General features: G+C 62.3%; 16 protein-coding genes and 2 tRNA genes. 9 read left to right on the plus strand and 9 right to left on the minus strand.

Going from position 1 to position 21,560, the window contains the following annotated elements; all coding sequences use genetic code 11:
• Positions 1–199 precede the first annotated feature (199 nt).
• Both KIH76_RS08290 and KIH76_RS08295 read left to right on the plus strand, forming a co-directional pair.
• Positions 200–1,555 carry an ABC transporter substrate-binding protein gene (locus tag KIH76_RS08290; protein WP_219070283.1) on the plus strand — a complete coding sequence of 452 codons (1,356 nt, stop codon included), beginning with the start codon at positions 200–202 and terminating at the stop codon, positions 1,553–1,555.
• A 111-nt stretch (positions 1,556–1,666) separates the two neighbouring features.
• On the plus strand, positions 1,667–3,013 hold the full coding sequence (locus KIH76_RS08295) for an ABC transporter substrate-binding protein (RefSeq protein ID WP_219070318.1): 1,347 nt from the start codon (positions 1,667–1,669) through the stop codon (positions 3,011–3,013).
• 208 nt (positions 3,014–3,221) lie between these two features.
• On the opposite strand, the gene gdhA is transcribed toward KIH76_RS08295, so the two are convergent.
• Complete coding sequence (gene gdhA, locus KIH76_RS08300; RefSeq protein ID WP_219070285.1) at positions 3,222–4,568, minus strand: NADP-specific glutamate dehydrogenase; 1,347 nt, start codon at positions 4,566–4,568, stop codon at positions 3,222–3,224.
• A gap of 336 nt (positions 4,569–4,904) precedes the next feature.
• Between gdhA and KIH76_RS08305 the strand changes: the two genes are divergently transcribed.
• The gene (locus KIH76_RS08305) at positions 4,905–5,201 is read left to right on the plus strand and encodes a hypothetical protein (RefSeq protein ID WP_219070287.1); all 297 of its coding nucleotides are present in this window, start codon (positions 4,905–4,907) and stop codon (positions 5,199–5,201) included.
• A gap of 86 nt (positions 5,202–5,287) precedes the next feature.
• Positions 5,288–5,734, plus strand: a complete 447-nt coding sequence (gene mscL, locus KIH76_RS08310; protein ID WP_219070288.1) for a large conductance mechanosensitive channel protein MscL — start codon at positions 5,288–5,290, stop codon at positions 5,732–5,734.
• A gap of 248 nt (positions 5,735–5,982) precedes the next feature.
• Here mscL and KIH76_RS08315 read toward each other — a convergent pair whose 3' ends face one another.
• The 3 genes from KIH76_RS08315 to KIH76_RS08325 form a co-directional block, all read right to left on the minus strand.
• Positions 5,983–6,936 carry an aldo/keto reductase gene (locus KIH76_RS08315; protein WP_219070290.1) on the minus strand — a complete coding sequence of 318 codons (954 nt, stop codon included), beginning with the start codon at positions 6,934–6,936 and terminating at the stop codon, positions 5,983–5,985.
• Positions 6,937–7,733: 797 nt separating this feature from the next.
• Positions 7,734–7,806 (minus strand) — tRNA-Ala (locus tag KIH76_RS08320).
• Positions 7,807–7,859: 53 nt separating this feature from the next.
• Positions 7,860–7,933: transfer RNA gene (locus KIH76_RS08325), tRNA-Ile, on the minus strand.
• Positions 7,934–8,319: 386 nt separating this feature from the next.
• On the opposite strand from KIH76_RS08325, the gene KIH76_RS08330 reads away from it, so the two are divergent.
• The 3 genes from KIH76_RS08330 (at position 8,320) to KIH76_RS08340 (ending at position 12,702) form a co-directional block, all read left to right on the plus strand.
• Entirely contained in the window at positions 8,320–10,701 is a 2,382-nt protein-coding gene (locus KIH76_RS08330; RefSeq protein WP_219070292.1) for a beta-N-acetylhexosaminidase, read from the plus strand.
• Between the two features lie 268 nt (positions 10,702–10,969).
• The gene (locus tag KIH76_RS08335) at positions 10,970–11,812 is read left to right on the plus strand and encodes an acyltransferase domain-containing protein (RefSeq protein ID WP_219070294.1); all 843 of its coding nucleotides are present in this window, start codon (positions 10,970–10,972) and stop codon (positions 11,810–11,812) included.
• A 266-nt stretch (positions 11,813–12,078) separates the two neighbouring features.
• Positions 12,079–12,702 carry a M48 family metallopeptidase gene (locus tag KIH76_RS08340; RefSeq protein ID WP_236036925.1) on the plus strand — a complete coding sequence of 208 codons (624 nt, stop codon included), beginning with the start codon at positions 12,079–12,081 and terminating at the stop codon, positions 12,700–12,702.
• Between the two features lie 450 nt (positions 12,703–13,152).
• Here KIH76_RS08340 and KIH76_RS08345 read toward each other — a convergent pair whose 3' ends face one another.
• The 3 genes from KIH76_RS08345 to KIH76_RS08355 all read right to left on the minus strand — a co-directional run bounded on the left by KIH76_RS08345 (position 13,153) and on the right by KIH76_RS08355 (position 16,124).
• Positions 13,153–13,632 (minus strand): Dps family protein, encoded by a 480-nt coding sequence (locus tag KIH76_RS08345; RefSeq protein ID WP_214374869.1) that lies wholly within the window; start codon positions 13,630–13,632, stop codon positions 13,153–13,155.
• Between the two features lie 380 nt (positions 13,633–14,012).
• Entirely contained in the window at positions 14,013–15,314 is a 1,302-nt protein-coding gene (locus tag KIH76_RS08350) for a hemolysin family protein (protein WP_214374870.1), read from the minus strand.
• A gap of 180 nt (positions 15,315–15,494) precedes the next feature.
• Positions 15,495–16,124: a carbonic anhydrase gene (locus KIH76_RS08355; RefSeq protein WP_214374892.1), complete on the minus strand. Its 630-nt coding sequence runs from the start codon at positions 16,122–16,124 to the stop codon at positions 15,495–15,497.
• Positions 16,125–16,411: 287 nt separating this feature from the next.
• Here KIH76_RS08355 and ahpC point away from each other — a divergent pair, with 287 nt between their 5' ends.
• Positions 16,412–16,975 carry an alkyl hydroperoxide reductase subunit C gene (ahpC, locus tag KIH76_RS08360; protein WP_214374871.1) on the plus strand — a complete coding sequence of 188 codons (564 nt, stop codon included), beginning with the start codon at positions 16,412–16,414 and terminating at the stop codon, positions 16,973–16,975.
• A 392-nt stretch (positions 16,976–17,367) separates the two neighbouring features.
• Positions 17,368–19,266, plus strand: coding sequence for an FAD-dependent oxidoreductase (locus KIH76_RS08365; RefSeq protein ID WP_219070296.1), 1,899 nt, complete (start codon positions 17,368–17,370; stop codon positions 19,264–19,266).
• 199 nt (positions 19,267–19,465) lie between these two features.
• Here KIH76_RS08365 and KIH76_RS08370 read toward each other — a convergent pair whose 3' ends face one another.
• A complete protein-coding gene (locus KIH76_RS08370) occupies positions 19,466–20,728 on the minus strand; it encodes an OFA family MFS transporter (protein WP_214374873.1) in 1,263 nt (420 codons plus the stop codon).
• Between the two features lie 428 nt (positions 20,729–21,156).
• On the minus strand, positions 21,157–21,282 hold the full coding sequence (locus KIH76_RS11690; protein ID WP_274608031.1) for a hypothetical protein: 126 nt from the start codon (positions 21,280–21,282) through the stop codon (positions 21,157–21,159).
• Positions 21,283–21,560: the final 278 nt, after the last annotated feature.

A 21,560-nucleotide genomic window follows, 5' to 3' on the forward strand; every position in this document is an offset into this window, starting at 1 on the left:
TCACGCAGTGTCGTTCACTACCGTTCCGGCTTGCGGATCACGCGGCCATGCGCGTTCCTCGCGACTTGTCTGATCCGTGATCGCGATGATCGGCGACACACGATTTGTAACCGGTCACATATCAGTGTATAGTATTTTCATGTAACCGGTCACACAGTGTGTTGTGTGATACAAACCTCGAAGAGGAGAGGCGGATAACATGAACGGCTCGATAAACAAGATAATCGCCGTTGCGGGTGCCGCGGCCATGCTGGTCAGCGTCGCGGCATGCGGTGGCAACTCCACCAACAACGCGCAGCAGGGCGGCGGCGACATCTCCACGGGCGGCACCACCGAAATCACCGTGTGGGCGTGGGAGACGACCCTGACCCAGGTGGTCAAGGACTTCGAAAAAGCCAACCCCGATATCAAGGTCAAGCTCGTCAACTCCGGTCAGGGAAACAAGACCTACACCGCGCTGACCAACGCGCTCAACGCCGGCAACGGCGCGCCGGACGTGGCCCAGATCGAATACTACGCCCTGCCGAACTACGCGATCGACGGTGCCCTGCAGGACATCACCGACAAGACCTCCGGCTACGACAGCTTCTACACGCCGGGCACCTGGTCCTCCGTGCAGTGGGGCGGCAAGGTCTATGCGCTGCCGATGGACTCAGGTCCGATGGCCTTCTTCTACAACAAGGAGGTCTTCGACAAGGCCGGCATCACCGAGGCCCCGAAGACGTGGGACGAGTTCTACCAGGACGCCAAGAAGATCCACGCGCTCGGCGATAACTACTACATCACATCCGACACCGGCGACGCCGGCTTCTACGATTCGATGACGTGGCTGGCCGGCGCGAAACCGTTCGAAACCTCCGCGGACGGCAAGACCGTCACCATCAACCTCACCGGCGACGAGAAGGTCAAGGAATTCAACGAATTCTGGCAGAAGCTGCTCGACGAGGGCCTGCTCGACACTAAGACCGCCGGCTGGTCCGAGGACTGGTTCAAGGGCATGGCCGACGGCACGATCGCCTCGCTGATCACCGGCGCCTGGATGCCGGCCAACCTGGCCAACTCCGCCCCCGGCGGCGCCGGCAAGTGGCGCGTCGCCCCGACCCCGACCGCCGACGGTTCGGCCACCAACTCCGAGAACGGCGGTTCCTCGCTTGCTGTCCTCGCCTCCTCCAAGAAGCAGGACGCGGCCCTCAAGTTCATCGAATACGCGAACCACGGCGACGGTGTGGCCACCCGTGTGGCCGGCGGCGCATTCCCGGCCGACACCGAGTCGCTGAAATCCGACAGCTTCATCAATGCCACCACCGTGAAGAACGCCGACGGCGAGGACGTCGACTACTTCGGTGGCCAGAAGTACAACGAGGTCCTCGCGCAGGCGGCTGAGAACGTGTCCACCGACTACCAGTTCCTGCCGTTCGAGGTCTACGCCCGCGGCAAGTTCGGCGACTTCGTCGGCAAGTCGTACACCGGCGACCAGAAGCTGTCCGACGGCGTGGCCGCATGGCAGCAGGACCTGAAGTCCTACGCCGAGGGCCAGGGCTTCGAAGTCAAGTGATCGTCGCGCAAGCCGGTGTCCATCCGGTAATCGACGCGACCAATACAACCAGACATAACCAGTAATCAACGTAATCAACAGAACGTCTGTCAACAATCAAAGGAGCATATGATGACGTTTTCGATCAAGAAGTCCGTGGCGGTGCTCGGCGCTGCAGCCATGATGGTATCCGTGGCGGCCTGCGGCTCGGGCGACACCGGCGCAAAGTCTGACAATTCCGGCACTTCCGCCGACGGCAAGTCCACCATCACCGTGTGGAGCTGGGATACCACCATCGAGGACGCCGCGAAGAAGTACATGGAGGAGAACCCGAACGTCACCATCAAGGTCACCAACGTCGGCACCTCCGCCCAGACCCAGGTCGCGTTGAACAACGCGATCGCCGCCGGCAAGGGCGCCCCGGACATCTCCCTGATGGAATACCACTCCATCGCCCAGTTCGCGCTGTCCGACGCTCTCGAGGACCTCACCGACAAGACCTCCGGCTTCGACGCCGACTACCCCGCCGGCATCTGGAAGGGCGTGCAGGTCAACGGCAAGGTCTACGGCCTGCCGGTCGATTCCGGCCCGAACGCGCTGTTCTACAACAAGGCCGTCTTCGACAAGGCCGGCATCACCGAGGCCCCGAAGACGTGGGAGGAGTATTACCAGGACGCCAAGAAGATCCGCGCCCTCGGCGACGACTACTACATCACCTCCGACGCCGGCGACAACAACCAGTCCACCGTGTTCATGTCGCTCATCGCGCAGGCCGGTGGCGCCCCGTTCAAGGTCGACGGCGACAAGGTCTCCATCGACCTCGTCAACGACGAAGGCACCAAGAAGGCCGTCGAATACTGGCAGCGCATGATCGACGAGGACCTCATCAACACCAAGGTCACCAGCTGGTCCGACGAATGGAACAAGGGCCTCGGCGACGGCACCATCGCCTCGCTCGTCACCGGCGCGTGGATGCCGGGCAACCTGCTCTCCGGCGCCGCTCAGGCGTCCGGCAACTTCCGCGTGGCCACCGTGCCGCAGTGGAACGAGGGCGAGAACGTCAACTCCTTCAACGGCGGCTCCTCGCTGACCCTCATCAAGGGCACCAAGAACGCCGACGCGGCCTTCAAGTTCATGGAGTACGTCTGCCACAGCAAGGAAGGCATCAAGAACCGCGTCTCCTCCGGCGCCTTCCCGGCCGACTCCGAATCCTTCAAGTCCGACTACTACCTCAACGGCACCGATGATCTGAACAAGTACTTCGGTGGCCAGAAGTACACCGAGGTGCTCGCCCAGGCGGCCGAGCAGGAAGTCGGCGACTTCGAGTTCCTGCCCTTCTGGAGCCAGGTGCAGAACACCTTCGGCGACTACGCCGGCAAGGCGTACCGCAAGGAGGAGAAGCTCTCCAAGTCGATGGAAGACTTCCAGAAGTCGCTCATCGACTACGCTGAGGGTCAGGGCTTCACGGTCGAGAAGTAATAAGCAGGCAACGGCAGTCTAGCATCACATCATCTGCTGGACTGTTCTCACAGGCCGGAGCATCCTACATTTCAGGATGCTCCGGCCTGTGTCGTACGAACGCTTCTCCTTCGGGGAGCGAACGGGGCATACACAACGGCCGCAGCGAGTCCGGATGGAATATGCGGACTCGCTGCGGCCGTTTGTTTGCAGTGACCGAGACGACGGCTTACAGGATGCCCTGGGCGACCATCGCGTTGGCGACCTTGACGAAGCCGGCGGCGTTCGCGCCCAGCATCAGGTCGCCCTCGTGGCCGTACTCCTTCGCGGCCTTGAGCGACTCGGCCACGATGGTCTCCATGATGTTCTTGAGCTTGGCGTCGACCTCCTCGAAGGTCCAGCTCAGACGGTAACTGTTCTGGCTCATCTCGAGGCCGGAGACGGCCACGCCGCCCGCGTTCGCGGCCTTGGCCGGGCCGTACAGCAGACCGGCGTTCTGGTACACGGCGATGGCCTCCGGGGTGGACGGCATGTTTGCGCCCTCGCACACAACCTTGCAACCGTTGGCAACGAGCGCCTTCGCGGACTCCTCGTTGATCTCGTTCTGCGTGGCACACGGCAGCGCGATGTCGCACGGCACGGTCCACACGCCCGAGCAACCCTCGTGGTACTCGGCGGACGGCACGCGCTCGGCGTACTCCTTGATGCGGCCGCGCTCGACCTCCTTGATCTGCTTGACGACGGCCACGTCGATGCCGTTCGGGTCGTAGACGTAGCCGTTGGAATCGGACACGGTGACAACCTTCGCACCCAGCTGCTCGGCCTTCTGCGCGGCGTAGATCGCCACATTGCCGGAACCGGAGATCACGACGGTCTTGCCTTCGAACGAGTCGTTCTTCAGCACGCGCAGCGCCTCGGCGGTGTAGTAGCAGACGCCGTAGCCGGTCGCCTCGGTGCGGGCGAGCGAGCCGCCGAACTCGAGGCCCTTGCCGGTGAGCACGCCGGAGTACTCGTCGCGGATGCGCTTGTACTGGCCGAACAGGTAGCCGATCTCGCGGCCGCCCACGTTGATGTCGCCGGCCGGAACGTCGGTGAACTGGCCGATGTGACGGCACAGCTCGGTCATGAACGCCTGACAGAAGCGCATGACCTCGGCGTCGGACTTGCCCTTCGGGTCGAAGTCGGAGCCGCCCTTGCCGCCGCCCATCGGCAGCGTGGTCAGCGAGTTCTTGAGGATCTGCTCGAAGCCGAGGAACTTGATGACGCCCTCGTTGACGGTCGGGTGGAAGCGCAGACCGCCCTTGTACGGGCCGATCGCGGAGTTGAACTGCACACGGTAGCCGCGGTTGACCTGCACCTTGCCCTCGTCGTCGGTCCACGCAACGCGGAACTTGACCACACGTTCCGGCTCGACGATGCGCTCGAGCACGCCCGCCTTCTCATACTCGGGGTGCTTTTCGATCACGGGTTCGAGGGTTTCGAACACTTCGCGCACCGCCTGCAGGAACTCGGGCTGGTCGCCGTCGCGCTGCTCGACCTGGGCATAGACGCGCTTGATGTAATCGTTGGTGAACATGGATCTCCCTTGGTTCAGTCATCAGTAAGACGGCTTCATTGTATGGTTCGGGCGCAGGTGTACACAAGGATTTTTCCAAGATTTGGCTTGCGTCTCGTATTGTTGGACGTTTGCAACATTTGCTGCAAGTAATTTATTGAACGATAAATAAGGTGTTTTTCCCTTGATTTTCGGCCGTTTTTTACCATTCTTTGAGTAGAATTAGAGTGAAAATTTATCGCGGGGGGGGGCTTGCCTTGTAGCGTATATGCGAAGGTTCGCGTAACCTTGGCGTGCAATTGCAAAAGTAAGCTACTCGTGATGGACGAGTGTGGAAATGGTGGATGAGGCGTAACGATGGTCAGCAAGAAAGTGGTGTTTGATGCCGATCGGGTGGCATACCTGATCGGATTGCCGGCCGTGCGATCGGCGACGGCGAACCGTATCGAATACGCCGAGGATTTCCAGCGTGACTGCATGGAGCGGTATGCGCGCGGCGAATCCCCGGTGAAGATGTTCCGTGAGGCCGGACTCGGCCCGGAAATCATCGGATACAAGCGCATCGAACGGTGCATCGCCCGCTGGAAGGAAGTCGCGGCCAAGCGCGCGGCCGAGTCCGGCGAAGCGGCTGGAGAAACTCCTGCGGCTGCGTGATACGACAGAGTTGATGCCTCCTTGCGTTAGGCTTGCGATTATTCATATCGGAACGATTGCGGCATGACGCAGGGAGGCATTGTTCGATGATCGACGGATTCAAGAAGTTCATTTCCCGCGGCAACATGATCGACATGGCGGTCGGTGTCGTGATGGGCAGCGCGGTGACGTCAGTGGTCAACGCGATCGTCAACAGTCTGATCAATCCGCTCATCGCGATGATCTTCGGCAAACCGAACATGGACGGTCTGCTGGCGTTCACGTTCAACGGCGCGACCGTGTCGATCGGCGCGGTGCTCGGAGCAATCCTCAATTTCTTCATCATCGCGGTGGCCGTGTATTTCTTCATCCTCGTGCCGATCAACAAGTTCCGCGACATGTCGGAGGCGCTGCTGGTCAAGGCCAAGCTCAAGGAAGCCGCCGATGCCGCGGCCGCAGCCGCCGAACAGCCCGAGCCGGAACCGACACCCGAGGAACAGACCGTCGCGTTGCTCAAGGAGATCCGCGACGAACTCTCCAAGCGCAACGCATGACGGCCGGCGATAACGGCGCGATCTATCTCCGTCATGTTGGGTGCAAACAGATCACCCCTGTCATGTCGGGTGATGCGGGCCGCACCACTTTGTCATTTCGAGCGAGGCGAAGCCGGGTCGAGAAATCTTTCGGAGTCTTTGGCAGTAGAGGATTTCTCCGCTCGCTGCGCTCGGTCGAAATGACAGGGATGTTGCGGCGCTCGGTCGAAATGACACGGGCGGAGCATTTTCCGAGGTGACGTCCGCTGTCAGATCAGCTTGTTGCCGGCGGAGCGGTAGAGGTCCCACCAATCCTCGCGGCTGAGATCGATGTCGGCGCCAGCGGCCATCTGCGCGATGCGCTCGGTGTTCATCGAACCGAGCAGCGGCTGGATGCCGGCCGGATGACGCAGCATCCACGCCACCGCGATGCCGTTCGGTGTCGAATCGTACTTCGCGGCCAGCTTGTCGAGTTCGGCGTTGAGTTCCGGGAAGTGCGCGTTGCCGACGAACGGGCCGAACTCGGTGTCGGACTGGAACGGGCACCACGCCTGGATCGTCATGTGCTTGAGTCGCGAGTACGGCAGGATGCCGCCCGTGCGATCGGCCGCCTCGTCGTCGTTCACGTTGAAGTGGATCTCCGCGTCGAGCGGCTGCGTGTGCATTAGGCCGAACTGCAGCTGGTCGATCTCCAGCTTCTGCTTGAGTCCGCTCTGCAGCAGTTCGATCTGCCACGGTCCCATGTTGCTCACGCCGAAGTGACGTACCTTGCCACTCGACTCGAGCTTGTCGAACGCCTCGGCCACCTCGTCCAGCTCGAACAGCGTGTCGATGCGGTGCAGCAGCACGGCGTCGACGTAATCGGTGTTGAGGGCCTCGAGTTCCGCGTCGAGCGAGTCGAGCAGATGCTTGGCGGTGAAGTCGTAGCCGCGCGCGCCGCCGTCATCGAAACGGTAGTCGATGCCGAACTTGGTCTGGATGAAGATCTTGCCGCGGTCGAGGCCGGCGTCCTGCCACGCCTGACCGAATATGCGCGAGCTGGCGTGCAGTTCGTGCGCGTGGAATCCGTAGATGTCAGCAGTGTCGAAATAGTCGATGCCGGACTCGGCCGCCGTGGCGACCGTTTTCGCCGCAGCGTCGCGATCCAGTGCGTCCATGCGCATCACGCCGAGCGCGACGCGCGATGCGATCATGCCGGACTGTCCGATTTCCTGAGTTTTCATAGCCACTCCCCTGTGCTGATGTTGTCGATCGATATTTGCCGATCGATATCTGTCGGCCGGTATCGTCGATCGGTATCTGCTGCGCTGCGGTATCCGACGGTATCCGGCAGTCATCAACCGCACTGGTACCGCTGGTACCGCAATCGTTCAACCCTACTGCTTCAACCGCGCTTGAACGCAAATTGGCTGTTTTTAGGGGTAATAGGGCGACCGACGACCATGGCGTTCCGCTCTCGAGCCCCGTTCCGCCGAACTGTTCGTAACCCAAAAAGCCCGGCGGTTGGGCCGGGCTTCCAGAGAGAGAAAGGAGAAGAAGGAAAAAGGTTTTTCAGTTATGTTGTGCGGCCTTTCGGCCGTTGATTACATATAACCACCCGACTCATGGCGCTGCGTGCGAGGACTCTGTGAATTGCGTGGGAGTCGTGCGACGGTTGTGTGTGGTGTGGGGTGTGGGGTGTGTGACGTGTGGTGTGTGGTGACTGTATGTGGCGGGCTGTGTGCGTGGGCGGGTTGCGTGTGTGGTGGGGCGGCAGTTATCCACGACTTCTCTCGCGGTTCTTCCTGTGCTCCTTCTCCTTTCCTTCCCGGGCTTACGCCCGTTTTTGCGCCCCGATCCGGCCGTATGCCCGGGAACGTTGCCTTTCGGGGGATTCCCGGGCTTACGGCCGTTTGGAGGGGCGGAACCGGCCGTAAGCCCGGGAGTGAATTGCCGCAGAACGCAAAAACCCTCAGAAAATAAGCAAGAAATGAAAACAGAAAAACCCTCGGAATCGTTGAAATTCCAAGGGTTTTGTAAGTGGAGCATGCCGGGTTCGAACCGGCGACCCTCTGCTTGCAAAGCAGATGCGCTACCAGCTGCGCCAATGCCCCAAATGTGGGTGGTTAGAAAAAAAGAGCGGCACATGGCCGCTTCATTTTTCCTGTGGGCCCGGGAGGACTTGAACCTCCGACCTCATCCTTATCAGGGATGCGCTCTAACCACCTGAGCTACGGGCCCGATCCATACGCTTCAAAAGCGCACAATCGACTAGAATACCAGAGTCCGTTCGAACGTCAAGCTGTGGCGTGTCATCGGCGTGTCGCGTGGAGTGATGCGGTTCGTTGTACCCGGATTCCCTGTCGTCGCAGTGGATGCGTTGCTCCATACCCGTGACTCCGAATTTGGAGAAGCGCGCGAGCGCTCGACTGCCGTAACGCGGCCGCTGCGGAAATCTCGCGGCGGATCTATTTCCTTCTCGTCCCGTTCAGCCCGACCAGCCATTAGACTGGTACCTTGTCAAACAAGGCCTTTCGCCGGGCCTGCGAACCGTGACGCGGCAACGGGCATGACGTGGTGTCCGTTTGTGTGCGGCTTCGATGCGGCGGATGGCAGAAAGGAACGTCATGCAGTATTCCGTCGAGGGAGTATCCAAAAACTTCGAACTGATCCCGCAACCGCGGGATATATCGATCGAACCGGACGCGTACGCGATGTTGCCGTACGTCGACCGGATCGTCGAGATCGCCGCAGACGCCGATGCTGCCTGCGTACTTGCCAACCAGCTTGCCGACGACATCGAAGCTGCGACCGGACTGCGCTGGGACGTGGCGAACAGCGATCGTTGGCAGTCGTTCATCACGCTGTCGATCGACCACGGCAACACGGCCGACGGTGCCGCGATCGGACAAGCGTCGGACGATGCGATCGTTGGCACGGCGGATCATGCCGACAGCGCCCGCCCGTCGAACGATGTCTCGGAACGAAACGGTTGTCCCGCAGCCGTCACGTCGTCTCCGCTCGTACCAACCGCATACCGGCTCACGATCGCGCCGGACGGCATCACGGTTATCGGCGGCGGTGCGGCCGGCCTGCGCGACGGCGTACAGACACTGCGCCAGATCATCCGTCAATGCGCGCCCGCACTGCCGGTGATTACGATCGCAGACCAGCCAGCGTATGCAGTGCGCGGCTACTATCTCGACACGACGCGCGGCCGCGTCCCTACGCTCGACTGGCTGAAAACGTGGGCGGACAAACTCTGCCTGTACAAATACAACCAACTCCAGCTCTACATCGAGCATACGTTCGCATTCGACGGACTGAGCGAAACCTGGCGCGGCGCCAGCCCGCTCAAGCCCGCCGACATCATCGCCTTCGACGACTACTGCGCGGCCCGCGGCATCGAACTTGTTCCCTCCGTCTCCACCTTCGGCCACCACTACACCGCCCTGCGCACGCGCGAACTGCGCCGGCTCGGCGAATTCCCCGACCAGGCAGACCGCCCGTTCAGCCTCATCGAACGCATGGAACACCACACGCTCAACATCACCGAACCGGACGCGCTCGCGTTCTCGTACAAACTCATCGACGACTATCTCGGCCTGTTCCGCACCCGCAAATTCAACATCTGTGGCGACGAAACCTTCGACCTCGGCAAAGGCCGTTCCAAGCCGGAAGCCGACCGTCGCGGCGTCGCAGCCATGTACGCCGACTACGTGACGTGCCTGTGCAATCACCTGTCCAAGCAAGGCCGCGAACCGCTGTTCTGGGGCGACATCGCGATCGAACATCCCGAAATCCTCGACCGGCTGCCGCACGACGTGACCCTGCTCAACTGGCTGTACGCGCCCGACATCAACGACGACAAAGTGAGACTCGTAGCGCAGTCGGGCGCCGCGCAGTACGTGTGCCCGGCCGTGTGGTGCTGGAACGCGCTGTTGCCGCGGCTCGACTGGTCGTGGAACAACATCGCGCGGCTCGCGCGGTACGGCCTGCGATACGGCGCGGCCGGCTTCCTCGTGACCGACTGGGGCGACTTCGGGCACGTCAACGACCCGCGCATGGCGATCCCCGGCATGATCTACGGCGCGCAGTGCGCGTGGAACCCCGACTGGGCGGTGGACAACGGCTGTGACGGCTGTGGTTGCGCCGATCGTGATTCCGACAACTCCGGACTCGCGTTGGACGACGACGAGTACGACAGCGGCGATCTGTCCTGCGACGCGTGCATCGACGACGACCGGTGCGTCGCGCGGGACACCGGCGAATCCGCGCACGTCGAACTCGCCCGGCGCATCTCGATCGTCGAGTACGGCGACCGTAGCGGCACATTCGTCGCCGCGCTGCGCGACGCTTCACGGCAGGTGACGTTCAGTTGGATGAACGTCGTGCGGTATGTGGAACTCGACCTTGGCGACGGCTCGCTGAACGAGGACGTGCGCGACTCGATTTGGACAGGTTCGGATACCGAGGCCGCGGATCGGATTCACGCGAGCGCGACTGTGGGTGAGGCGCGGCGGCAGTTGCTCGCGTGGCTGGTCGATGCGGCGCAGGACGGCGCCGATGGCGGAATTCGCCGTACCTGCGCGGCGAACGCGGCGCTGCATGCGGCGGAAGCGCGGATGGGTGCGGTTCTAGCAGGCGAGACTGCCGGTTCGGGCGTGCGCGGCGCGGCGGGCACTGCCAGTGCGGCCGGTTCGCGTGGTCGGACGTTGCGGGCTGTGCGCATTGCATGCGAGGGTCAGCGGCTGTTCAACGAGCTTGGACTGTGTCTTGCGCTCCGTTTCGGTGTGATCGCGGCGGACGACGTGCGGTTGCCCGGAACCGGTTCATGGGCATGCGTGGCAGACCAAGCGGACCTGCACGCCGCATGCCAGGCTGTGGCGCGTGGTCTGGAACGTTGGTTCGAGGCATATGCGGATGCATGGCGCGCGGTCAGCGCCGAATCGGAACTCCGACGCATTGCCGACGTGGTCTGGCGCTGCGCCGATCTGCTGCGTGCGTAATCCGGTGCCTGACGCGCGTGCATCATGTGTGACTCGCTCATGATGCGGTCTCTAGGGATACGGGGTTCGTTGTCCCGGATGACTGCCGCATCATGGGCGAGAGGGGCCGCGCCGTGGGCGAGTGCCCGCATCCATGGGTTCTGTCTGCGTTTCGGTCGGTGTCTCGCGCATTCCTCGCGCCGCTGGTAAAGTCGGTCGCGCAAATCCCATGAGGAAGAGAGATGTAATGAATGGGATGCGTAACTGCATCGGAAATACTGGCATAACCATGACCGTTCCTGTCGAAGAGATGATGGAACGTATCGACTTGCCCGAAGAGGTTCGGAATGTGCTGCGCGAGCTGGAAGCAGACGGCGAATCACTGTCTACGGAAGGCATGGACGCGGTGCGAGGCCTTGCCAACCCCGAGCGACGGGTCGAATCATGGAACACGCTGAAATCCGTGCTCGGCGATGATCCGAACGGATGGCGCATGCTGTATTGGATGCTCTACGCGGCCGGTGAATACACGTTCCCGGAATACTGCCGTCTCGGTATCCCCGACAATGTCTTCGACAATACGATGGCCTGCTTTACGCGGTTCATCAACGAGCATCGCGTCAGCTACGGCACGTACGGCTTCGACCGTGACTTCTGGACGTACCGCCAGCTGAGCGCGCGCCTGTTCCGCCTCGGCGATCTCGAATTTGAACTGGCGTATGACACGAAGGATGTGCCGTCCGTAGCGGGCACCCCGCGCATCATCAACATGCATATCCCCTCCGATGCACGGCTCGACCCTGATCATTGCGACATGTCGATCGCGCGTTCGCGGTCGTTCTTCGCGCGGTTCTTCCCCAATTGGGCGCGGCTGCCGTACATGTGCGAATCGTGGCTGCTCTCCCCCGTTTTGGAACAGCTGTTGCCGGAGAACTCGCACATCCTCGCATTCCAGCGTCGGTTCGAGATTCTGGCGACCGATCTTGAAGCGCAGGATTGGCGTGAATGGGTGTTTCAGCGGTGTGCTGCGCCGGTTGAGGAACTGCCGGAGAACACGTCGCTGCAGCGCAACATGAAGCAGTTCTTGCTCGGCGGCGGCAAGGTCGGCATCGGCATTGGCCGGTTGCGCTGAGACTGTGGCTTTCTCTCAACTCTGAGGCAGATCCGTGCGCTGCAGAGGTCTTTTCGCAAAGTCTGAGGCAGCCGTCGGATGATACTTGTCGAGGAAGAGGCTTTTCTTGACCGTTAAGCACCCCCTATCTCGGGGTTCTTCATGTGCGGTTGCCTCAGACTTTGCGAAAAGACCTCTGCGACGGTGAGAATCTGCCTCAAGGTTTGCAAAAAGGGGATCAACATGCCGTCGGCAGGGCTGTCCGCGACGCCGTGACAATGGGTCGTATGCCTGTTCGCCGTTCAACCGCTTCGCCGCGCCCGCCCCAGATCATGACCATTGACGGGATGGCCGTGACGGTGACGCGTAAGGCGATCAAGAATATGTATCTGCGCGTGCGGCCGGCGGATGGTGGCGTGGAGGTTTCCGCCCCGTTGCGCATGAGTGAGCGGCAGATCGTTGATTTCGTGCGCGGGAGGCGCGAGTGGATCGCACGAGCGCAGGCTCGGTTGAGTGAGTTGCGCGAGCGGCAACAATCTGCGGGTGCGGCCGACGCAGTGTGGACGGATGATCTTGCACGGCAGGCGGAAGAGGCGATCAAAGCGGCGCTTCCAGGATTGCTGGCGAAATGGGAGCCGATCATCGGGCGTGCGCCTTCGCATATTTCGTTGCGCATCATGACTTCGCGCTGGGGGTCCTGCACGCCCAAAACCGGGAGAATCCGGCTGAACCTGCAACTGGGGCTGTTGGACCCGAAATTTCTTGAATCCGTGCTCGTGCATGAGATGACGCATCTGTGGAATACGCGAGGCCACGGCTCCGAGTTCCAGCGGCGCATGGACCTGTACCAGCCGAACTGGCGGCAGCTCAAGCGCGAACTTGATCGTCATCCGGTGATGCAGCGGCCGTGAGCCCATACCGCGCCATGCGCCGACCTCTCTTGGCTGTGGCTCACGACCCGCACATCGTCTCCCGGGCATACGGCCGGTTCAGGCCGTCTTTCCGACCGTATGCCCGGGAGGAAGCCGGATGAGAGGTGGTGTTCCCGGGCATACGGCCGTTTGGGTATGTTGTTTCGGCCGTATGCCCGGGAGGTTGGAGTATTGACGGTTATGTTCCCGGGCATACTGCCGGTTTGGACTGTCTTTGCGGCCGTATGCCCGGGAACCTAGCCGGCCACAGCCGGCCACGTCGTTTGTGACCATGACCGGAATGGTTGCGGCCATATACCCGGGGAGAACCTAGGCACCAGGAGCTGGACGGGATTGTTCCTTGATATGAACAACGGCCGTAACCGTGCCCGATCATCTGGACCGGGACTCGGTTACGGCCGTTGCTGCGGGATAATCCGGAGCATCCGCTCACGCAAGGTGCGAACGCATGAACCAGTGAAACTTCTCAAGCTGCTGCACATGATCCTGGATGATGTTGGAGCTGACGAAGTCGAGCTCGTCCAGCTCTGCCACCGCGCGGCGATCCTCCGCGATGAACGCATCGTAGTATTCGATCAGCGCCTCGAGGTACGCAGTGGTGCCGGCGCGGCCTTCCGTGTCGAACGGCTTCCACGTGCGGTTGCGCACGATCGCATCCGCACGGCCGTCCGGGGTGCCGCCCAGCGTGGCGATGCGCTCGGCCGTCTCGTCGGCCTGAGCCAGCACGGATTCGACCTCCGGGTCGAGCATCTCGTGCACGGCGATGAAGTTCGGTCCGGTCACGTTCCAGTGCGCGTGCTTGAGCACCAGCGCGGCCTCCTGCTCCTGGCTGAGGCGGTTCTGCAGGATGGCGATGGCCTTTTCGGACGTGGCCTCGTCGAGTCCGGGAACAACGAATGCAAGCGTCATAGCTCGCTCCTTTCGATCAGCGGCTCCTTGTGGGAACCATGTATGTCCACTCTACGCGCCGCAATCACACGCCGTGCGCGGGCCGGCAGTGGCCTACCTCACACTGCCGGCCCGCTGCCCATTCCCTTGGCGTCGCGGGAGCGTGACCGGGAGCGCCGTACCTGTGATGGCGGTATCGCAAAACGTTGAAATATCAAGGTTTTTGCGATGGGAGCGCTGGAGTGGGGGCGCTCCCGGTCACGCTCCGCGTGATTATGCGACCGGTGCGTGATCGGGTATCGGCAATTATGGACTCGCCGTTGGCGAGACTCAGTGCTGCCCTCGCTCAACTATCGTTTCGCTCAGGCCTTGGCTACGGACAGTCCACTGGACTGTCCGCTTCACGCCTCGGCAGCCTTGCGCACCTCGAGCGTTTCGATGCGGCGTCCGTCGACCTTGGTGACGACCATGTCGTAGCCATCATCGGAATGCAGCACGTCGCCCTCCTCGCCCATCTTGCCGGTGTGCGCAAGGAAGTACCCGGCCACCGTCTCGTACGGGCCATCCTCCAGCTCGATGCCGGTCAGGTCGTCGAAGTCCTCGATCGTCATGCCGCCGTCGATCGTCGCCACGCCGTTCACGAACGCGCTGCGCCCGTTCTTCCCGGTCTTGCCCGCCTCTTCCGGCAGATCGTATTCGTCGCGGATGTCGCCCACCAGCTCCTCGGTCATGTCCTCGAGCGTGACGATGCCGTCGGTGCCGCCGTATTCGTCGATCACCACGGCCAGATGAATGCCGCGTTTGCGCAGCAGCGACAGGCTCGGCAGCAGCTTCGACGTGCCCGGCAGCGAGATCCCCTCGCGCGTCACATCGGCCACGGTCTTCGCGTTCGGATCGCGCACGTCGAGCAGGTCACGCACGTGCACGAAACCGATCACGTCGTCGAAATCCTTGCCGGTGACCGGGTAACGCGAGTACGGCATCTCGCGAACGTATGCAGCGGCATCAGCGATCGACTGCGAGCCGTCCAAAAACACGACGTCCGCGCGCGGGCGCATGACCTCGGCCACGATCGTCTCGGACGCGTCGAACACATCGTCCAGGATCGTGCGCTCGTCCTTGCTCAGCGACGTGTTCGTATTGACCAGCACGCGCAACTCGTCGTCGGAGACCTCGCTTTCCGTTTCGTTCGGATCGAAGCCGAGCAGACGGACGATGCCGTTCGTGTTCTTGCCGATCAACCAGATGATCGGACGGCATACGGTTGCAAAGATATCGATCGCGGGCACGACGGCGCGCGCGATCTGCTCGGTGCGCTGCATGGCGATGCGCTTCGGGACCATTTCCGAGATGACGATCGAGCAGTACGAGATGATGAGCGTGAGACTGATGGTGGTCAGCGGCGCGGCGATGTGCGCGGGCACGCCCCAGCTCTCGACGACGGGCACGATGTATGGGGAGATCGACGATTCGCCGAACGATGCGGACAGGAAGCCGCACAGCGTCACGCCGATCTGCACGGTGGACAGGAACGTGTTCGGGTCGCGGGCGATCTTCGCCACGCGGGCGCCGCGGGCATCCTCCTGTTCCATCTGGTCGATCTGCGAGCCGCGCAGCGAAACGAGCGCGAGTTCGGTGCCGGAGAACACGGAACCGAGCAGCAGGAAGACGAAGATCAGGAGGATGTTCATACCAAGTGACATGCCCTCCACTCTAGAGGTGTGGCACGTCAATCGGGGATGATTGATGACTGATGATGAGGTGCAATGATATGTGTCATTTCGACCGAACGCAGTGAGTGGAGAAATCTCTTGCCGTGCGATGATTCTGAAAGATTTCTCCGCTCGCTTTCGCTCGGTCGAAATGACGCGATTGATGCGAGATCAGAAGCTGAGCACCTCGACCTTGCCCGTGGTGAGCTGGTAGCGCGCGCCGACGATCATGAGCTTGTCGTGCGCGAGCGCGTCCTGAATCACCTCGGAACGCGTGACGAGCTCCTCGATCGTGTGTGCCACGTGCACGCGTTCGAAATCCTCGTGCGCATCCAGTTCGGCCTGCCGCGCCTGCCACACCGACATGCCGACCGTGCGCAGCATGATCGACTCGGCCTGCGCGATCTGCTCGTCCAAATCGTCGATCGCCGCAGCGGCCTCCAGCGAGCTGGCCGGATCGTGCGTCGTCGCCGCGATCATCTTGTCCAGTTCGCGCGCGGCCAGGTCGATCGCACCGCAACCCTCGTGGCCGAGGATCACCAGCAGGCTGACGTGCAGCTTGCTGACAGCGTATTCAAGTGACGCGATCACCGCATCGTCGAGCACCTGCCCGGCTGTGCGCACGGTGAACAGGTCACCTAGTCCGGCATCGAACACGATCTCCGGAGGCACCCGCGAATCCGAGCATGCGAGCACGGCCGCATCCGGATTCTGCCGGTCGATCAGCGACTCGCGCGTGGTCGTGTCCTGCCACGGATGCTCCGGCTTGCCTTCCGCGAACCGCCGGTTGCCGGCCAGCATACGGCTCCACGTTGAGTTCGCGGTCGACTCGCGCTGCGCGTCGTCGCCGGCGTCCGGGTTGATGTCGTCACGGTCCTGTTCGAACTGGTCTGCTGCCATGATGCTCCTCTTCGACGTGGTCCAAACGAGTCCATAGTAAGGCAAGCGCATGCCGAGCCGCGGTGTGATTATTCTCATGTGCGCTGCCAGCGCAGGGTTCGGCGCGGCGCGGACGGCCGGGATACCATAGAAGACGGTGCGCGGGAAACGCATGTCCCGAGCCGAGATTTTTCACGAAAGGAACGACGATGACCCTGCTGCAGCACGAGCTCACCGATTTCAAGGTGCAGGCCTTCCAGAACAACGAATTCCACGAGGTGACCAAGGCTGATGTGCTCGGCCACTGGTCCGTGTTCTTCTTCTACCCGGCCGACTTCACGTTCGTGTGCCCGACCGAGCTTGAGGACCTCGCCGCGAAGTACGAGGACTTCAAGAAGATCGGCTGCGAGATCTACTCCGTCTCGACCGACACACACTTCGTGCACAAGGCGTGGCACGACGCGAACGAGAAGATCGCGAAGATCCAGTACCCGATGCTGGCCGATCCGACCGCACTGCTCGCGCGCGACCTCGACACCTACAACGAGGCCGACGGCATGGCCGAGCGCGGCGACTTCATCGTGAATCCCGAAGGCAAGGTCGTGGCGTACGAGGTCATCTCCTCCAACGTCGGCCGTAATGCGGACGAGCTGCTGCGCCGCGTGCAGGCCTCGCAGTTCGTGTACGAGCACGGCGATCAGGTCTGCCCGGCCAAGTGGCAGCCGGGTGAGGACACCATCGAGCCGAGCCTCGATCTGGTCGGCCTGCTCTGATCTTGTGTGATTGATGCGGCTCTTCCTGCATGGACTCGATGCGAGTGATGCTGGCGGAGCCTCGGCTCCCTCGGCTGAGGGAGCTGTCGCGGCCGATAGGCCGTGACTGAGGGAGCGTACACGGTTACGGTCTTTGTAGCTATGGAACGTAAGGGGTGTACGCTCCCCCAGTCAGCTTCGCTGACAGCCCCCTCAGCCGAGGGGGCCAAGGCGTATTTATGACACCCCCAGTCAGCTTTTGTTGACCGCGTCCTGCAAGTAAGGACAGCCTGTCTGCTGTTTTATATTGGCTCCCTGTCGGTTCGCACATTGCCTACAAACAACTCTGCTGTTTGCTTAACGGCAATGTCCCTCAGCCGAGGGGGCCAAGTTATATGTAAGGAGCTTTTTTCATGACTGATACCAGCAATCTCTACGACGTGGTGGTGATCGGCGGCGGGCCGGCGGGCCTCACCGCGGGCCTGTACCTCGCGCGCGCTCGCTACCGCGTGCTCGTGCTTGAGAAGGACGATTTCGGCGGACAGATCACCATCACCAACGAAGTCGTGAACTACCCGGGCGTCGGCCGCACCACCGGCCGCGCGCTCACGCAGACCATGCGCCAGCAGGCCAAGGACTTCGGCGCGGAATTCCTGTCCGCGGAAGCCACCGGGCTCGACGTCGACGGCGACATCAAGACCGTGCACACCTCGCGCGGTGACCTGCGCACCTTCGGCATCGTGCTCGCCACCGGCGCATCCCCGCGCAAGCTTGGCTTCGAGGGTGAGGCCGAATACGCGGGACGCGGTGTGGCCTACTGTGCCACCTGCGACGGCGAGTTCTTCACCGGCCGCGAGGTCCTGGTCATCGGCGGCGGATTCGCGGCGGCCGAGGAATCCGTGTTCCTCACCAAGTACGCTTCCAAAGTCACCGTGCTCGTGCGCGAGCCGGACTTCACCTGCGACGCGTCCGTCGCGGCGGAGACGAAGCGCAATCCGAAGATCGAGGTGCGCTACAACACGGTGCTCGACGGCGTGACGGCCGGTCAGGGCGGCCTGCGCGAGGCGACGATCCGCAACGTTTCCACCGGCGAGAGCGAGACATGGAAACCGGCTGATGACGGCACGTTCGGCGTGTTCGTGTTCGCCGGATACGTGCCCGCGACCGATCTTGTGCGCGGCATCGTCGAACTTGACGATCACGGATACGTGGTCACGCACGGCTATCTCGAGACGTCGGTGCCGGGCGTGTACGCGGCCGGTGATCTGCGCGTCAAGAACCTGCGTCAGGTCGTCACGGCGACCGCCGACGGTGCGATCGCGGCCGTCGAACTCGAACGGTACGCGAAGTCGATGAGCGAGAAGACTGGACTCGTGCCGCCGCGGCCGACCGCGTCCGCGTACGAACAGGCCGAAGCAAGTGCAGCCGCAAACGCGAACACCGCTGCGAACGCTGGCACCACGCCCGCCCCCGCGCCGGTCAAGCGCAGCGCGGATGCCGCCGCGGCCGCCGCACAGACCGCGAAGAAACCCGGCGAACTGTTCTCCGCCGCGATCAAGCAGCAGCTCGACGTCGTCTTCGGCCGTATGACCCGGCCGGTCACACTCGCGCTGGAATTGGACGACACCCCGCTGTCCGCGGAATTGCAAGGATTCATCGGAGAGATGGTCGCACTGTCCGGCGGCAAGCTGAACTCGGTCGTGATCGATGCGGCCGGCTTGGTCTCGGCTGTTGACGGCGAGAACGCGCCGACCGAACTGGTCGTCGGTGAGCCCGCGACGATCGCACTGCCGGACGGCACCGAACTGCCAGTCTACGGTTCGCTGGATGACAACGGTCGCGCCGAGTTCGATCCGGCCGGACTGCTGCCAGTCGCGCGTCCTGCCGTGCGGTTGTGCGTGTGGGACGAGTCCGCCGGCCGACTGACGGCAACCGGACTTGCGTTCCACGGCGTGCCGAGCGGTCACGAGTTCAACTCGTTCGTGCTGGGACTGTACAACGCCGCCGGCCCGGGCCAGCCGTTGGACGACGACCTGCGCGAGCGTGCGACGGCGGCCAGCCCGACCGACATCATGATCCTCGTGTCGCTCACCTGTACGATGTGCCCGGAGACGGTGCTCGCCTCGCAGCGCATCGCCTCGCTCAACCCGGCCGTGCGGGCGGAGGCGTACGACATCTCGCACTTCCCCGAGCTCAAGGACCAGTACGGCGCGATGAGTGTGCCGTGCATCGTCATCAATCAGGGCGGCGAGCAGAAGGTCGAGTTCGGCAAGAAGAGCGTGCCGCAGATGCTGAGCCTGATCGGGGCGTGAGTCTGAACGGCCCTGATTGGATATATGAATGTGGCCGGTTCCCGGGATTTTCTCTCAATAATCCCGGGAACCGGCCATGTGCGTTTTTCAGGCGTAATCCGCGCCATTCCGCCAATTGCGTTTGTGCGGTTGTTGCATAATGTGCGATTGCCGGTTCCCGGGATGTTGGCGCCCGATCCCGGAAACCGGGGCCACCCACTCAGCGCTGCCGCCCGGCCCGCTTCTTGACCAGCGTCACGCTCGCCAGCGCCACCACATACAGCGCCGTGATCACGGGAATCAGTGCGGCGTACCGGTGCGCCTGATCGGGCGCATGCGTGACCACGAACGACGCGAGCTGGTTACCGCTCAGCCCCGCGAACGCCCACGCGCTCAGCGTCAGGCCGTGCGTGGTCGACACGGTTTTCGTGCCGAAATGCTGGTCGAGCAGCACCGGCAGCGTGGAGAAGCCGCCGCCGTAGCCCGCATTGACAAGGAACAGCATGGCCAGCACCGCCCACAGCAGGGCGTTATCGATGCTGTTGAGCGCCACCTGCAGCACGCATACCGCGATCGACATGACGAAGATGATCTGATACACGCTTTCGCGACGCGTGAGATGGTCGGAGATCGTGGAGAAGCCGATGCGGCCGGCCGCGTTGAACACGGCGTCGACCGCGAGCACGAGTCCGATGACGCCCGCGATCGCAGCGGCCAGCTCGCTCTGGTTCAGCCCCACGTACTGCGGGAACGACTGCAGAACGTCGTGCAGGATGTCCTTCTCCTGGCTGATGAGGGCCAGACCGCAGGTGATGTTGAGATAGAATGCGATCCAGATGCCCCAGAACACGGGTTTCTTGAGAATCTCGCGGCGGCTGACGTGCGAGACGGCCGGATCGTAGACCCAGCCGGCCGGCCGGCGGATCAGCAGGAATCCGACGAACATCATCACCGCGTAGATCGCGGCGAGCACGTAGAACATGGCGACCAATCCGACCGTGCCGATCAGCCCTTCCATCACCGGACTGGCGATGGCCTTGGCCAAGCCGAATCCGGCCACCGCGATGCCGGTCGCGAGCCCCTTGTTGTCCGCGAACCACAGCATGAGGTTCTTGACCGGCGTCAGATAGCCGACGCCCAATCCGACGCCCATGATCGCGCCGTAGCAGATGAACACGCCCGGCAGGAAGTGCAGCGCGATGCTCACGCCCGTGCCGGCGAACCCGACCACGAAGCAGATCATCGACACGAGCGCGGACCGTTTGATGTTCTTCTCCACCATCGGCCCGGCGAACGCGGCGGACATGCCGAGGAAGAAGATGGCGAGCGAGAACGCCCATTCCACCGAGGACGGGCTGGCGTTGAGCTGGTCGGCGATCAGCTGCTTGAACACGCTCCAACAGTAGACGGTGCCGATCGGGATATGGATCAGCAGTGCGGGAAGGATGGCGCTGATCCAACGGTTCGTGGCGAGACGTGCCATGCGGGCTGGGTCCTTTCGTGGCTGGCGATAGTGGTGTCATATCAGCCGGTGCCGCAAGAGACTGCCTGCCGCGCACGTCGCCGCGAATGTGCTTGGCGGTCCGTGCCGCTCGCGTCGCGCGATCATCTCGCGCGGCCGGCGTGCCCTGACCGAACATCCTTGGTGTGCGTTTATCGGCGTTGCTGTCCCCTGTCGACGCCGACAATCAGCACTATACCGCCGTTCTTGTTGTACGACACGCGCCCTGCGCCGCAAGTGTGCGTGAGATAGTTCACATTGGTTGTGTGCTGAACGGCAATCGTCGCTATGTGCGAGTCTATGTCGCGATCGCGCGAACAGAGCGGCGGTGCGGTGTACGGAATGTGCATAAACGCGATGAAAAAAACGGACGCCATTGTCCTGGATAATCAGCTTCGTTGATGGTTGGGTTACCTGTCCTGATCGTATTCGCGGGCGATCGTGATCATGGTCTTGGCCATGTCGTCGTTCATGTGCTTCATGTTGGCGAATCCGGTCATGACCAGTCCGCGCTTCACGTACTTGAGCATATCCATCGTGCGTCACCTCCTCCCCTGCTTGGCTGACATCCAGCATAGCGTATCTCATCGTTGAGATAATTGCGGTCGGGTTACGGGACGATGACGGTTGACTGACATATGGCTGGATATGGCAAAGCCTCCGCGGGGTTGGGCGGAGGCTTTGCGAGGCCGTCTGAAGCAGGATGGAAACAAGAGACGGCCGGATCAGCACAACATCAGTATGGTCGTATAGGCATCACCTCGATTTGTGGTGGGTTCATGCTGTCATTTCGAGCGCGGCGAAGCCGAGTCGA

Source organism: Bifidobacterium simiiventris (genome assembly GCF_019331715.1).
In the GTDB taxonomy this organism is placed as follows: domain Bacteria; phylum Actinomycetota; class Actinomycetes; order Actinomycetales; family Bifidobacteriaceae; genus Bifidobacterium; species Bifidobacterium simiiventris.

Bases quoted from the DNA above. Each gene is read 5' to 3' on its own strand.
- KIH76_RS08330 (WP_219070292.1), top strand. From the start codon at position 8,320: ATGCAGTATTCCGTCGAGGGAGTATCCAAAAACTTCGAACTGATCCCG.
- gdhA (WP_219070285.1), bottom strand. From the start codon at position 4,568: ATGTTCACCAACGATTACATCAAGCGCGTCTATGCCCAGGTCGAGCAG.
- KIH76_RS08305 (WP_219070287.1), top strand. From the start codon at position 4,905: ATGGTCAGCAAGAAAGTGGTGTTTGATGCCGATCGGGTGGCATACCTG.
- KIH76_RS08290 (WP_219070283.1), top strand. From the start codon at position 200: ATGAACGGCTCGATAAACAAGATAATCGCCGTTGCGGGTGCCGCGGCC.
- KIH76_RS08340 (WP_236036925.1), top strand. From the start codon at position 12,079: ATGCCTGTTCGCCGTTCAACCGCTTCGCCGCGCCCGCCCCAGATCATG.
- KIH76_RS08355 (WP_214374892.1), bottom strand. From the start codon at position 16,124: ATGCTGGCCGGCAACCGGCGGTTCGCGGAAGGCAAGCCGGAGCATCCG.
- KIH76_RS11690 (WP_274608031.1), bottom strand. From the start codon at position 21,282: ATGGATATGCTCAAGTACGTGAAGCGCGGACTGGTCATGACCGGATTC.
- KIH76_RS08350 (WP_214374870.1), bottom strand. From the start codon at position 15,314: ATGTCACTTGGTATGAACATCCTCCTGATCTTCGTCTTCCTGCTGCTC.
- KIH76_RS08335 (WP_219070294.1), top strand. From the start codon at position 10,970: ATGACCGTTCCTGTCGAAGAGATGATGGAACGTATCGACTTGCCCGAA.
- KIH76_RS08370 (WP_214374873.1), bottom strand. From the start codon at position 20,728: ATGGCACGTCTCGCCACGAACCGTTGGATCAGCGCCATCCTTCCCGCA.
- ahpC (WP_214374871.1), top strand. From the start codon at position 16,412: ATGACCCTGCTGCAGCACGAGCTCACCGATTTCAAGGTGCAGGCCTTC.
- KIH76_RS08315 (WP_219070290.1), bottom strand. From the start codon at position 6,936: ATGAAAACTCAGGAAATCGGACAGTCCGGCATGATCGCATCGCGCGTC.
- KIH76_RS08365 (WP_219070296.1), top strand. From the start codon at position 17,368: ATGACTGATACCAGCAATCTCTACGACGTGGTGGTGATCGGCGGCGGG.
- mscL (WP_219070288.1), top strand. From the start codon at position 5,288: ATGATCGACGGATTCAAGAAGTTCATTTCCCGCGGCAACATGATCGAC.
- KIH76_RS08295 (WP_219070318.1), top strand. From the start codon at position 1,667: ATGACGTTTTCGATCAAGAAGTCCGTGGCGGTGCTCGGCGCTGCAGCC.
- KIH76_RS08345 (WP_214374869.1), bottom strand. From the start codon at position 13,632: ATGACGCTTGCATTCGTTGTTCCCGGACTCGACGAGGCCACGTCCGAA.